Source organism: Pontibacter sp. HSC-36F09, assembly GCF_024171605.1.
GTDB lineage: Bacteria > Bacteroidota > Bacteroidia > Cytophagales > Hymenobacteraceae > Pontibacter.
This window is the reverse complement of record NZ_JALKAA010000003.1, coordinates 537,455-549,386: the sequence shown is the minus strand read 5'-3', so window position 1 is coordinate 549,386 and position 11,932 is coordinate 537,455. Positions and strand designations below refer to the sequence as shown.

The 11,932-nt window shown below is 49.7% G+C and carries 15 protein-coding genes; 10 read left to right on the top strand and 5 right to left on the bottom strand.

Annotated features, from left to right (window positions below; all coding sequences use genetic code 11):
• The first annotated feature begins 16 nt into the window (after nt 1-16).
• A complete protein-coding gene (locus L1278_RS12295; RefSeq protein ID WP_253404709.1) occupies nt 17-904 on the top strand; it encodes a DUF3822 family protein in 888 nt (295 codons plus the stop codon).
• A 231-nt stretch (nt 905-1,135) separates the two neighbouring features.
• Nucleotides 1,136-1,615, top strand: a complete 480-nt coding sequence (gene coaD, locus L1278_RS12290) for a pantetheine-phosphate adenylyltransferase (RefSeq protein WP_253404707.1) — start codon at nt 1,136-1,138, stop codon at nt 1,613-1,615.
• On the opposite strand, the gene L1278_RS12285 is transcribed toward coaD, so the two are convergent.
• Nucleotides 1,569-2,249 (bottom strand): NUDIX hydrolase, encoded by a 681-nt coding sequence (locus L1278_RS12285; RefSeq protein WP_253404705.1) that lies wholly within the window; start codon nt 2,247-2,249, stop codon nt 1,569-1,571. The two genes, coaD and L1278_RS12285, sit on opposite strands and share 47 nt — an antisense overlap.
• Before the next feature lie 109 nt (nt 2,250-2,358).
• Here L1278_RS12285 and pyrE point away from each other — a divergent pair, with 109 nt between their 5' ends.
• Entirely contained in the window at nt 2,359-2,997 is a 639-nt protein-coding gene (gene pyrE, locus L1278_RS12280) for an orotate phosphoribosyltransferase (RefSeq protein WP_253404702.1), read from the top strand.
• A 14-nt stretch (nt 2,998-3,011) separates the two neighbouring features.
• On the top strand, nt 3,012-3,509 hold the full coding sequence (locus L1278_RS12275; protein ID WP_253404690.1) for a metallophosphoesterase: 498 nt from the start codon (nt 3,012-3,014) through the stop codon (nt 3,507-3,509).
• Between the two features lie 107 nt (nt 3,510-3,616).
• Here the strand turns inward: L1278_RS12275 and L1278_RS12270 are convergent, their stop codons facing one another.
• Nucleotides 3,617-3,799: a hypothetical protein gene (locus L1278_RS12270; RefSeq protein WP_040574265.1), complete on the bottom strand. Its 183-nt coding sequence runs from the start codon at nt 3,797-3,799 to the stop codon at nt 3,617-3,619.
• 79 nt (nt 3,800-3,878) lie between these two features.
• On the opposite strand from L1278_RS12270, the gene L1278_RS12265 reads away from it, so the two are divergent.
• The 3 genes from L1278_RS12265 to L1278_RS12255 all read left to right on the top strand — a co-directional run bounded on the left by L1278_RS12265 (nt 3,879) and on the right by L1278_RS12255 (nt 6,209).
• Entirely contained in the window at nt 3,879-4,919 is a 1,041-nt protein-coding gene (locus L1278_RS12265; RefSeq protein ID WP_253404688.1) for a low specificity L-threonine aldolase, read from the top strand.
• 47 nt (nt 4,920-4,966) lie between these two features.
• On the top strand, nt 4,967-5,608 hold the full coding sequence (locus L1278_RS12260; RefSeq protein ID WP_253404684.1) for a DNA-3-methyladenine glycosylase: 642 nt from the start codon (nt 4,967-4,969) through the stop codon (nt 5,606-5,608).
• Nucleotides 5,609-5,828: 220 nt separating this feature from the next.
• A complete protein-coding gene (locus L1278_RS12255; protein ID WP_253404682.1) occupies nt 5,829-6,209 on the top strand; it encodes a rhodanese-like domain-containing protein in 381 nt (126 codons plus the stop codon).
• Between the two features lie 31 nt (nt 6,210-6,240).
• On the opposite strand, the gene L1278_RS12250 is transcribed toward L1278_RS12255, so the two are convergent.
• Both L1278_RS12250 and L1278_RS12245 read right to left on the bottom strand, forming a co-directional pair.
• Nucleotides 6,241-7,152, bottom strand: a complete 912-nt coding sequence (locus tag L1278_RS12250; RefSeq protein WP_253404680.1) for a DUF58 domain-containing protein — start codon at nt 7,150-7,152, stop codon at nt 6,241-6,243.
• A 13-nt stretch (nt 7,153-7,165) separates the two neighbouring features.
• Nucleotides 7,166-7,576: a septal ring lytic transglycosylase RlpA family protein gene (locus L1278_RS12245; protein ID WP_253404678.1), complete on the bottom strand. Its 411-nt coding sequence runs from the start codon at nt 7,574-7,576 to the stop codon at nt 7,166-7,168.
• Nucleotides 7,577-7,724: 148 nt separating this feature from the next.
• Between L1278_RS12245 and L1278_RS12240 the strand changes: the two genes are divergently transcribed.
• Together L1278_RS12240 and ychF are read left to right on the top strand one after the other, a co-directional pair.
• Complete coding sequence (locus L1278_RS12240; protein WP_253404669.1) at nt 7,725-8,081, top strand: DUF3276 family protein; 357 nt, start codon at nt 7,725-7,727, stop codon at nt 8,079-8,081.
• Nucleotides 8,082-8,213: 132 nt separating this feature from the next.
• Nucleotides 8,214-9,311 carry a redox-regulated ATPase YchF gene (gene ychF / locus L1278_RS12235; RefSeq protein ID WP_253404661.1) on the top strand — a complete coding sequence of 366 codons (1,098 nt, stop codon included), beginning with the start codon at nt 8,214-8,216 and terminating at the stop codon, nt 9,309-9,311.
• Nucleotides 9,312-9,507: 196 nt separating this feature from the next.
• Here ychF and L1278_RS12230 read toward each other — a convergent pair whose 3' ends face one another.
• Nucleotides 9,508-10,833, bottom strand: coding sequence for a DUF5103 domain-containing protein (locus tag L1278_RS12230; RefSeq protein ID WP_253404647.1), 1,326 nt, complete (start codon nt 10,831-10,833; stop codon nt 9,508-9,510).
• A 180-nt stretch (nt 10,834-11,013) separates the two neighbouring features.
• Between L1278_RS12230 and L1278_RS12225 the strand changes: the two genes are divergently transcribed.
• Nucleotides 11,014-11,877, top strand: a complete 864-nt coding sequence (locus L1278_RS12225; RefSeq protein WP_253404645.1) for an SDR family oxidoreductase — start codon at nt 11,014-11,016, stop codon at nt 11,875-11,877.
• Nucleotides 11,878-11,932: the final 55 nt, after the last annotated feature.

Here is an 11,932-nt window from a genome sequence, read left to right as displayed (position 1 = left end):
CTGGAGCTCCTATACCTTGAATACCATCAACACGCACTTTCGGCTGTCTTACCAACTACAGGACGAAGCTTTTCAGCTTTCGCAGGCAGGCAATTGCAACCTGTACATTGCTATCAGTTCCAAAGCCATGCGTCTGGCTGTAGCGGATGTGGAGCGCAACAAGTTTGTGGCGCTGGAAGATTATGAACTGATCACAGTTTTTACACCCCTCCAGATTGCCGAACAACTGCGCCTGATCGCTGACCAAAGCCCCATTCTGCAGGAGCAGCGCTGGCTGGACATTCGCATCAGCATCAGCAACCAGTTCTTCACACTCGTGCCGGAAACCCTCTTTGACCCGGCCCACCAGGAAGATTACCTGCGTCTGCACAGCACCCTCGACCCACAGCACCACGTCATCCTTCACAATCGCACATTCGGCCTGGAGGCGGTAAATATCTTTGCAATCGATGGCGTACTCTACCGCATGGTTCAGAGCCTGTTCCCGGAACGTAACGTCCGGTTCACGCACCAGACCAGCGCCCTGATCAAAAGCCTGCTGCACCAGACGGACCGCAAGGCTGGCCGCACGATGCACCTGTATGTGGAACGGAATTATGTGACGGTACTGGTTATAGACGAAAATGGCTTACAGTTCTGCAATGTTTTCCATTACCTGAGCCCGGAGGACTTTATCTACTTTGTTGTTTTTGTGATGCAGGAGCAAAAGATGAATCCCGAGCAGGAGACCATCACTGTCTGGGGCGACATCACCCCAGACTCCAGCCTCTTCAACATGCTCAAAAAGTATATCAGGCAGGTAAAATTCGGCAAGCGGCCTACTGACGTAGGCTACAGCTACAAATTCGACGACCTGTTTGATCATCGCTACTTCGAGCTCTTTAGCTTACATTTTTGTGAGTGAGTGAGTGAGTGAGTGATGATTGTTATATTGCTAAATGGTTAAATTGGTAAACGATCTCCATATCATTCCGAAAATTAGATGCTTCCTTCACTACGCGAGCTCTTAAACACCGAAACCCAGGTAGCTTCAAGATATAACCACTAACAATCAGCAATTAACAATCAACAATTTAACAATTCAACCTTCAGCCAATTCACTCAATCATTCATTCGCTAACTCACTCATTAAAAAATGAAAAGAACCGCCATTTTTCCCGGATCGTTTGACCCTTTTACCAATGGCCACCTGGACGTGGTATTGCGTGGTTCTAAAATGTTTGATGAGATCATTATTGCTATCGGCAATAACAGTAGCAAGCAGCGCTACATTCCGGTTGAGAAAATGGTGGAAGTGATAAACGGGGTGTTCAGGGACCAGCCTCACATCAAGGCGCAGGCATACAAAGGGCTGACGGCAGAGTTTGCCCGGGAAGTAGGTGCTACTTTTTTGCTGCGTGGGCTGCGCAATACGACAGACTTCGAATACGAAAACACGATCGCACAAGCCAACCGCCACATCAATCCGGAACTGGAGACGGTGTTTCTGATTACCTCACCGGCATTGGCGGCTATCAGTTCCACTATCATCCGCGAGATTCACCGTTTCGGGGGCAACGTAGATGATTTTATACCTTTCCGGATTTCAGAGATTGGAGATATTCCCGCACAATAAAGGCAATGGAGGTATAGGCTTTGGGTAGTACTTCCATGGCCTCTTCCGGCGTCATCCAGCGCACTTCTTCGATAAATTCCTCTGCCTGCGGCTTCATCAGGCTGTCATCGGTACACTGCATCAGGTACCAGCTTGTTTTCTTGAGTATCTTTTTGCCCTTAAAGGCATATGAATGCCAGGTTTTTGGGAGCTTGCTCAACACCTCTACTGTGATGTTGCACTCCTCCTCAACTTCGCGTATAGCCCCATCCTGCGACTTCTCCCCTTTGTCCAGCTTCCCTTTTGGCAAGTCCCACACGCCCAGGCGATAAATCATCAGGACCTTGCCATCTTTCAGCACCAGTCCGCCACCGGCCTTCACGATCTTGAACTGATCCTTCAGGTGCTCGATCAGCTGCTTTTTCTTATTCGCTACCAGAGTAAGCGAGTTCAGCTTTTTCAGCTTTTTTACTTCCATCAACCTGATAATTCGATCAATCAACAGCGAATCAGCCCGTTTGATCATCACATCCCCTACCAGATCCTTGGACGTGAAGTGGTTGTCGGCATCGAGCACCAGGTCATAGTGATGACGGTATACCTTCTCGTTTGACTTTTTGATGATAAGCGGAATATCGTTAATAAAAACGTTCATAGGGAAAGGTGCTCGTGTATCAGGCTTGAAATTAACACAAATCAATCAATATTTCGATGTAAAGAAAGTACAGGGCGCTAAAAAGGGGAAATATTTCTTAAATTCGGCCATGGATAATCAGACGACAGCACACCAGGTAGCCTCTTTCCTGCTGGAAACGGAGGCCGTGAAATTGAGACCAGAGCAGCCCTTTAAATGGAGCTCCGGCTGGAATTCGCCCATTTACTGCGACAACCGCGTAACCTTATCCTTTCCGTACATCCGGAGCTATATCAAGCAGCAACTGGCCGACATGATCAGACAAAACTTTCCAGAGGCCGAGGCCATAGCAGGCGTGGCCACGGCAGGTATAGCGCAGGGTGTACTGGTGGCCGATCTGCTCGAAATGCCCTTCCTGTATGTACGTCCCCAACCGAAAAGTCATGGTATGGCCAACCAGATTGAAGGTAAATTAATTTCGGGTCAGAAAGTAGTGATGGTGGAGGACCTGATCTCGACAGGCGGCAGTTCGCTGAAGGCGGCTGAAGCTGTGCGGTCTGCGGGCGGGAATGTGATCGGTATGGCCGCCATTTTCACGTATGGCTTTACGGTGGCAGAAAACAATTTTAAAGAGGCAGGTATACCATTGCACTCCCTGAGTGATTACCAGGCGCTGACCAAAGCGGCCCTGCAAAAGGGTTATATCCCGGAGTCGGCCCTACCAACGCTGGCAGAATGGCGCCAATCACCGGAAACCTGGAAGGTATAAGAAACCAAGATAATATGAAGATAGGCCTCCTCTCTGACACACACGACTACGTTGACGATCAAATCCTGCGCCTGCTAGGCGACCGGGACGAGATCTGGCATGCCGGCGATTTCGGCACAGCACGGGTGGCGGAGCGTCTCAGCGAGGTGGCCCCCCTCCGGGGTGTGTATGGCAACATCGACGGGCAGGACATCCGGGTGCTATACTCGAAAGTGCTGCGATTTGAGGCCAATGGGCTGGACGTGCTCATGACACACATCGGGGGCTATCCGGGTAAGTACCATCCGGATATCAGGGATCAGATCAAGGCAAACCCTCCCGGACTTTTCATTACCGGTCACTCGCACATCCTGAAAGTGATGCCGGACAAAAGCCTGAACAACTTGCTACACATCAATCCGGGTGCAGCTGGCATGCACGGCTTTCACAAAGTACGCACGATGGTACGCTTCACTATAGAGGCGGGAAAGGTGCTCGACCTGCAGGTGATCGAACTGGGCAAAAGGGCATAAAAAAAGCGTGCCTGCTGGTGCAAGCACACTTTGAAGTCTTCGGAAAACCCGCCACCCGCAGCTTTCACAGCGTTGGCAGGCAGATGGTTTTACTTTGCCGTAAAAGACTACTCAGCAGAAGCTTCTTCTTCCTTCTTGTTCTTTGGCGCTTCACCGAACTGAGCACGCAGCTCGTCCATGTCCACGTTCTTGATAACTGGCGTCAAAAGCAATTGCTTAATTCTGGCAACCTTGTTGTTTGCTCTTGCCTTATTCTTACGGTCTTTTCTTTTAAGTCTAGTAACTCCCATCGTTGCAAAATTTAAATTTGAAGGGCAAAAGTAAGTTATTATTTTTACAAAGTAAAGTAAATCTAGCATCAAATTCGATATGAACATAACAGACCTCCGTTCCGACACCGTTACCAGGCCCACTCCTGACATGTTGCAGGCGATGTTCGCCGCCCAGGTTGGCGACGACGTGTACGAAGAAGACCCGACCATAAACGCACTGGAGCAGAAAGCAGCCGCCCTCTTCGGGCTGGAAGCCGGCCTCTTCTGCCCTTCCGGCACCATGACCAACCAGATTGCTATCAAAGCCCATACCGAGCCTATGACGGAGGTGATCTGCGACATCACGGCCCATATTTACCAGTATGAAGGAGGCGGTATCATGTTTAACTCCGGGGCATCGGTGGCACTCGTGCACGGCGAGCGCGGGAAGATGACGCCGGCTCAGGTAGAGGCGCACATCCGTCCGGATAACATCCACTACCCTCCTACCCGCCTGGTGGCGCTCGAAAACACCTGCAACAAAGGAGGCGGCTCCTTCTATACCTTGCCCGAGATTGCGGCAATCGCGGAGGTATGCAAGCGCCACAACATCGCCCTGCACCTGGACGGTGCCCGTGTTTTCAATGCGCTGGTAGCTTCAGGTGAGAATCCGCAGGAGTATGGCAAGTACTTCGACAGTATTTCGATCTGCCTTTCCAAAGGACTGGGCGCGCCGGTCGGCTCGCTGCTGCTTGGCAAAAAAGACTTCATAAAAAAATCGCGCCGCATCCGCAAAGTGCTGGGTGGCGGCATCCGTCAGGGCGGTTACCTTGCTGCAGCTGGCATTTACGCACTCGAGCACCATGTGGAGCGCCTGGCCGAAGACCATGCAAAAGCAAAGCAGCTGGAAGCAGTTTTGAACGAAGCGGATTATGTGGACTTCGTGCTCCCTGTGCAGACCAACATCGTCATTTTCAAACTCAACGACAGGTATAAGGATGCGGATTTTGTAGCAGCGCTGGCTGAAAACAATATCCGGGCTTCCAGCTTCGGGCCGCAGATGGTGCGCTTCGTGACCCACCTGGATGTGAGCGAGGAGATGTTGCAGCATGTGCTGCAGGTTCTGCACTCGCTTAACAAAAAACAAGTAGAGGTATAGCCACTGGCTATACCTTCTTTTATACCTATACCTGATAAAATCCGATCATGACAGAAAATTATTTCCCTGACTTTCCGGCTTCCGAGGTGATGGCTGTGTTCTCAAAAGATCCGATACTGGTAGGTATAGTCGGCAGGGGTAAGCCTCTGGAATCTTCAAGATCAGAAGACGTTTATTTTAAACTGCTCAGTGCCATCGTCTCGCAGCAACTCAGCACCAAAGCCGCCGCAACCATATTTGCGCGCTTCCGGGAACTCTTCCCAGACCGCTACCCGCACCCGCACCCGCACTTTGTACTCGAAACGCCGGACGAAACGCTGCGAGGTGCCGGGCTCTCCTTTCAGAAGATCGGGTATGTGCGGAACGTAGCGGCTTTTGCGCAGGGCGGGAACTTAGAACATCCGGTGATTGACGCCATGGAGGATGAAGCATTGATCCAGCACCTCACCCACATCAAGGGTGTCGGCCGTTGGACTGTAGAAATGCTGCTGATGTTTGCTTTGGAAAGGCCGGATGTGATGCCAGTCGATGACCTGGGTATACAGAATGCCATGAAACGGCACTATGGCCTGGAGGAAAGTGGCAAGGCACTCAAAGCCAGGATGCTCGAAATTGCAGAGAACTGGCGGCCTTACCGTACCATTGCGTGCAAATACCTATGGCAGTCGCTGGACAATATGCCTACGTAAAATCTGCATGTTCATAGGCGCTTCTGGACTCGTTAGGTATGCACGTTGTCCCACACCAATTCAATTACCCATTTGTATAATTTGTATAGCGAGTTTTGCCTTGCCGACAGACGAAATAATAAACCACATCGCTTTATATTTTAACTAAAAGTCACAACATTCAATTACCAACAACGATATAAAACTAACTTTTACTTTAGACTTAGTTTATATCGAAACGATGGCACACAAATCCGCTACTGACTTGGTGAATGAGGCCAAACAGCAAATCGAAAACCTTTCGCCTGACCAGGTGGAAGAAGAAATCTCAAAGGGAAATGCTACAGTGATTGACATTCGCGAGAGCGATGAACTGCAGCAAAATGGTAAGATTGCAGGCTCTGTACATGCTCCGCGCGGCATGTTGGAGTTCTACGCCGATTCCTCTTTGCCCTACCATCGCCCGGAGTTTGACAAAAACAAGCGCCTCATTCTGCACTGCGCTTCCGACGGACGTTCGGCCCTGGCAACGGCTACGTTAAAACAGATGGGCTACGAGAATGTCGCTCATATGGATGGTGGCTTCAAAGCCTGGAAGGAGGCAGGGAAACCAGTAGCTTGATGAGGTAGCAAAAAAACGCCTGCTGCTATACCTACCTTACTTTTGCCCGCTTCACCAGGTAACTGTACAGCACCTTGTCAAACGGCTCGCTGATATCCACTGGAACAAAATCTATCTTGTACTGGCCGCATTTCAGTTCCAGTTCGCGCTTGTAGTTGGCAACGGCATTGCGGTAATGCTCCTTCACCTGCGAAGGCTGCAGCTTCAGCTCCTGCCCTGTCTCCACATCCACAAACACGTAAGGTCGTTCAGCAAAGTCAAACTCCTCTTCGGTGCGGCGGTCCATCACATGGAAGATCAGCACTTCGTGCTTTTGGTGCTTGAGGTGCTGCAGGGCTGCAAAAATGGCGTCGCTGTTTTCGTGCTGGCCCAGCATATCACTCAAAATAACAACCAGTGAGCGCTTCGGAATCTGCTGAGCAATCTGGTGAATGACGGAAGCCACATCGGTCTGGGCGCGTGTTGGGGCCTCTTCCAGCTGTTTCTGGAGCAGCAACAACAAGGTATGCAGATGCGAAGCGGTGGAACGGACAGGCGTTTGATGACGGATGCTGTCAGCGAAGGTCACTAGCCCAACGGCATCGCGCTGTTTGCGCAATAGGGTGGCAAGAGCAGCCGCGCAGAGTATGCTGAAGGTCAGTTTCCCGTTGTTCTCCACCGGATAATACATGGAGGGGGAAACGTCGAGCAGGATGTGGCAGCGCAGATTGGTCTCTTCCTCAAAGCGCTTTACAAACAGCTTGTCGGTGCGGGCGTATACCTTCCAGTCGATGTGGCGGGTGCTTTCGCCGCTGTTATAGAGGCGGTGCTCCGAGAACTCCACCGAAAAACCATGGTAAGGCGACTGGTGCAGCCCCGTGATAAAACCCTCTACCAGCTGCTTGGCCAGAAATTCCATGTTCTCAAATTTCTGGACATCGGCTAAGGTGAGCGGCTTCTTCATACAGGTATAGGGCTTATTTTTTTCCGGTCGGCTTTATCTCAGAAACGATAGTCGTCATTTCGGGTTGTCCGTCATCCGGAACTTCGTGCAACTGAACCGAGGCGATTCCCTCCCGGATCAACTCGATCTCCTGAGCGGCTGCCCTCGAAAGGTCGATGATACGATGCCGGCTATGCGCCATACGATCATTGATGCGCACGATCACTTTTTTGCCGTTCCGCACATTAGTTACCTGTATATAGGTATTAAATGGCAAGGTAGCGTGGGCGGCTGTCAGCTGCGTTTTATCATAGCGTTCGCCGTTGGCTGTCCGGTGTCCGTGCATGCGGTCGGCGTAGTAAGAGGCCTTGCCGTCAGCAGAATATAGCGCTGTGTTAGCGTTGAAAGAAAAGAGAAATACTAGTATAAGTGAAAGCAAATTCATACTATACTATATATGGTCCAGTGACAAATATAGAATTTATTCTCTGCAGGGCTGCAAAATGACCGAATTTTAAATTCAAAAATTTTTATATATCAGAACAATATGTTAGCTTTAGGTTCAGAAAGTTGAATTTAACGTCTATAACACGGTGGAAGAGAACAACGACAAAGCAGAAATTTATTCCCAAAGGGTAAGAGCAGGGAAGAGAACGTATTTCTTTGATGTGAAATCAACTCGCTCAAATGACTTCTATGTGACCATCACAGAGAGCAAGCGCAAGTTTAAGGATGATGAGTTCTCGTACGAGAAACACAAAATCTTCCTTTACAAAGAGGACTTCGTGAAGTTCATGGAAGCATTACAGGGCACAATCGATCATGTTAAATCTGAACTTTTGACAGAAGAGGCGCTTGCCGCTCTCGAGAACCCAACAGAAACTGAGGCGACTCCTATACCGGTGGCCGCAGCCGAGGTATCTTTTGATGAAGAATTGAAGTGGGAATAGTTTCCACGTTTTTAGTTTAGCGAACGAGAGCCCGTGTTTCAAGCACGGGCTTTTTTTATACCCCCACCCCCTACTTTAAACTTGCTGAAATTTCGTACCTTTGCACCCTGATATAAAACAAGATAAAGATAAATGGGACTAAGATGCGGAATCGTGGGACTGCCAAACGTGGGCAAATCCACTTTGTTCAACGCCATTTCGAATGCCAAGGCAGAGTCTGCCAACTACCCTTTCTGTACCATCGAACCAAACGTGGGTGTTATCACGGTGCCTGATGAGCGCCTCCAGATCCTGGAAGAACTGGTAAACCCGCAGCGCGTGTTGCCAACGGTGATCGAGTTCGTGGATATTGCCGGCCTTGTAAAAGGAGCCAGCAAAGGCGAAGGATTGGGTAACAAGTTCCTGGCCAACATCCGGGAGGTTGACGCCATCATTCACGTGGTGCGTTGCTTCGAAGACCCGAATATCGTGCACGTCGCCGGCAAAGTAGATCCGATCTCTGATAAAGAGATTATCGATACCGAGCTTCAGCTGAAAGACCTGGAGTCGATCGAGAAGATGATGATCAAGGTACAGCGCTCCGCAAAAGCAGGTGATGCAAAAGCGAAGAAAGAGCTGGCCAGCCTCGAAAAATATAAGAACCATCTGGAGCAGGGCCTGAACGCCCGTAGCCTCGAGGCTACTGAAGACGACAAGGAAACAGTTAGCGAACTGAACCTGCTCACTGACAAGCCGGTGATCTATGCTGCCAACGTGGACGAAAACTCCATGAACGATGGCAACGAATTCTCCAAAGCGTTGGCAGAGCACGTGAAAAACGAAAATGCACAGGTTGTTCTAATTTCTGCCTCTATTGAAGCTCAGATTGCCGAACTAACGGATCCAGAGGAAAAAGAAATGTTCCTGTCTGAGTATGGTTTGAAGGAGTCTGGCCTGAACAAGCTGATCCGTGCCTCTTACGAATTACTTGACCTGATCACTTATTTTACCGCTGGTGTAAAAGAAGTTCGTGCCTGGACAATCGGTAAAGGCTGGAAAGCCCCTGCCGCTGCGGGTGTTATCCACTCCGACTTCGAGAAAGGCTTTATTCGTGCTGAAGTGATCAAACTGAAAGATTACCAGGAGTACAAGTCCGAAGCGAAGATCAAAGAGGCCGGTAAAATGGCAGTAGAGGGCAAAGATTATGTTGTACAGGACGGTGACATCATGCACTTCCGCTTCAACGTATAGCGTTTAAGACATTCTTTTACACAACTAAAAAGGCGGGATCACTCCCGCCTTTTTAGTTGATAGTCACTGAAGCTAGCCATATAAGAAGGGCTTATAGCAGGCTAACCTCAGATCGTATCAGTCTATTGTCATGTTCAAAGGTATAGCGTCCACACCTTTTCCGAAATACCCACAACTGGGTATTTATGTAGAGACTTTATCGGTTGTTGAATAAGACCTCTTCATACCCTATCAGAAGGTCGGCACGGGAACCCGGCGGACGGTAGTATATTAGGATATCGTAGGAGTTGCCTGTGGCAAAATGGCTTCCCTCAAAGTAACTGGCATCGGCTGCCTGCCCCTTTGATGGCCTAAGCGCATAGAAGTAATTGTAATACCCCTGCTTCAGGAGCAGTCTGCCTTTGTACGCCTGTTGCTCCTGGTCGTAGCGCATCCGACTCTCATCGTTAAGCAGCCAATCGGTCATTCCGCCCTGTATAAATACCTCTCCCTGCTCCTCTCCCGCCTTCAACTCAAAATCTACCCAGGTATAGTCAGCATTCACAATCGAGTTGCCATACTCCCTGTTGCCATACAACATCTTGCCATCAGCATCAGGGTCCTGGCTGTAGGCTAACCCGGCTCGGCTACGCTCCGGCTGAAGCTGAATATGCACCGGCACTGCCTCCAGGTTGATCTGTTCTATACCTAGCCCTTTGAAGCGGATACTGCGGGAATCAAATGAACGGAACTCGCTCAGGCCGAGAAAATGGTCCTTGGCTTCGAAGAACACATACTCCAGGCGGCGCTGGTCGTCACGCACAAAAGCTGGCTTCGGGTATACCTTGGCGTTGTCCCAGCGGTGGTTCTGTCGCATCACTGCTTTTACTTCCTGCGCTGGATTTACCAACGCATAGTCCTTGTAGAATACATTAAACTCAACCGGCTGGCGTGCAGCCCTTCCCTCCGGCCCGGTTGGCGCGCCTAGTTTGGCTGTCACTGCTACCAAATTCTGGTATACCAGTATACGCCTGGTCAACAGCAGATTGCCTCCCTCCTCACTAACCTGCAGCACATAATTTCCGCTAAGCTTCACGCGCGGCACACGAAAACGATAGTGTACATACGGCACCCGGGTGTTGATCGAGTTCTGCACGTCGGTAATAAAAAACTCGTTGAAGTCGTTTAGAAACTGTGCGTCATTCAGACCGGAAGGAGTCCAGTCGGCGTTGCAATGCACGAGTTTGGCCACCAATCGCTGCGGACCGGCATTCAGGCGGTCAAATTCGAGCAGGATGGGTTGCTCCTGGCCTATGGAAACAACGGCCGGCTCCAGCACGGCTTCCGGCCCTCCCGTGCCCCGGTAGCACTGCACTGAGCGTATGCTGGTGTCGTACACAAAATCTTCGTAGAGTACAGACTGTTGTGTCGTCGTACTGCCCGATGTGGCGTAGCCTTGCTGCTCGAGCGGAACACAAGCCGCCAATCCCAGGCATATAGAAGCAAGCGCTAAGGCATTGCTGAACTTACTTAAGCAAACCATTCGGTAGTATCAGTTGAATTGGGTTTATTTTCTGTCCTACAAAAAGCATAGCCGAAGATAGGAATTTTTGAACAAAGCTGCAGGTATTACGTAATGCAGCATTGTATTTTTCCTTTAATTCACTGCAAATCAATTGCTTATCACGTATATGAATTAACGCAAAATGAACACCCCTTCTATATGATAAAAGTTCTACTGGCCGGCGCAACAGGGCACCTGGGGAGGCATATTTTCCGGGAGCTGAAACAACAGGGATATGAAGTGCGTGTATTGGCACGCAATCTGAAAAAAGCACAATCCCTTTTCCCTGATCCGGAAGAGCTCGTGCTCGCCGATGCGACGAGGCCACAAGAACTGGAAGGTTGTTGCACGGAAGTAGAGGTGGTGGTATCAGCACTTGGCAAAAATCTGAGTCTTCGTCACACCGGCATCGGTTCTTTTCATGACATTAATTACGAAGCAAATCTACATCTGCTCAAAGAAGCAGAAAAGGCGGGTGTGAAGCAATTCATTTATGTGTCTGCCTTTGGAGCCGGGCAATTTCAGCAGCTTGCCTATTTTAAGGCACATGCCAATTTTGAGAAAGCATTGCAAAACAGTTCACTCACTCACACGATTCTTAAGCCCGTTGCACTGTTTTCTATGCTGGAGGAAATGGCGATTAAGGCGCGCAAAGGACAAATCGGGCAGCTTGGACAGGGCGAAAAACTTATTAACCCAATCTATGATGGCGATCTGGCCAGCATCGCCATTTCCTGCATCGGAAAACCAAGCCAGACCCTTGAACTGGGCGGACCTGTCACCTATACCCGACAGGAGCTGGCGCAGCTGGTGTGTGAAGCAGCCAGCTATAATGGCCGGGTTACTGAAATCCCTTTCGACTACGTGGAAACACTTTTACCTTTTGTTCGTTTGCTCAGCAGAAACCTATATGACAAACTCACTTTTATGACTGCCGTCAGCAAAGTAGACTGTGTAGCACCAGCACTTGGTCAGTTTAGTTTAGAAGCCTATTTTGAATTGGAGCCCCAGTTAAGCAGTTAAAGTAGCAGGAAAGGGCAAAATTTACTGGTTATAAATGAACCAGTTAGCCTGTAAT

Excerpts from the sequence above, each read along its gene's own strand:
- coaD (WP_253404707.1), top strand. The coding sequence starts at position 1,136 with ATGAAAAGAACCGCCATTTTTCCCGGATCGTTTGACCCTTTTACCAAT.
- L1278_RS12285 (WP_253404705.1), bottom strand. The coding sequence starts at position 2,249 with ATGAACGTTTTTATTAACGATATTCCGCTTATCATCAAAAAGTCAAAC.
- pyrE (WP_253404702.1), top strand. The coding sequence starts at position 2,359 with ATGGATAATCAGACGACAGCACACCAGGTAGCCTCTTTCCTGCTGGAA.
- L1278_RS12275 (WP_253404690.1), top strand. The coding sequence starts at position 3,012 with ATGAAGATAGGCCTCCTCTCTGACACACACGACTACGTTGACGATCAA.
- L1278_RS12270 (WP_040574265.1), bottom strand. The coding sequence starts at position 3,799 with ATGGGAGTTACTAGACTTAAAAGAAAAGACCGTAAGAATAAGGCAAGA.
- L1278_RS12265 (WP_253404688.1), top strand. The coding sequence starts at position 3,879 with ATGAACATAACAGACCTCCGTTCCGACACCGTTACCAGGCCCACTCCT.
- L1278_RS12260 (WP_253404684.1), top strand. The coding sequence starts at position 4,967 with ATGACAGAAAATTATTTCCCTGACTTTCCGGCTTCCGAGGTGATGGCT.
- L1278_RS12255 (WP_253404682.1), top strand. The coding sequence starts at position 5,829 with ATGGCACACAAATCCGCTACTGACTTGGTGAATGAGGCCAAACAGCAA.
- L1278_RS12250 (WP_253404680.1), bottom strand. The coding sequence starts at position 7,152 with ATGAAGAAGCCGCTCACCTTAGCCGATGTCCAGAAATTTGAGAACATG.
- L1278_RS12245 (WP_253404678.1), bottom strand. The coding sequence starts at position 7,576 with ATGAATTTGCTTTCACTTATACTAGTATTTCTCTTTTCTTTCAACGCT.
- ychF (WP_253404661.1), top strand. The coding sequence starts at position 8,214 with ATGGGACTAAGATGCGGAATCGTGGGACTGCCAAACGTGGGCAAATCC.
- L1278_RS12230 (WP_253404647.1), bottom strand. The coding sequence starts at position 10,833 with ATGGTTTGCTTAAGTAAGTTCAGCAATGCCTTAGCGCTTGCTTCTATA.
- L1278_RS12225 (WP_253404645.1), top strand. The coding sequence starts at position 11,014 with ATGATAAAAGTTCTACTGGCCGGCGCAACAGGGCACCTGGGGAGGCAT.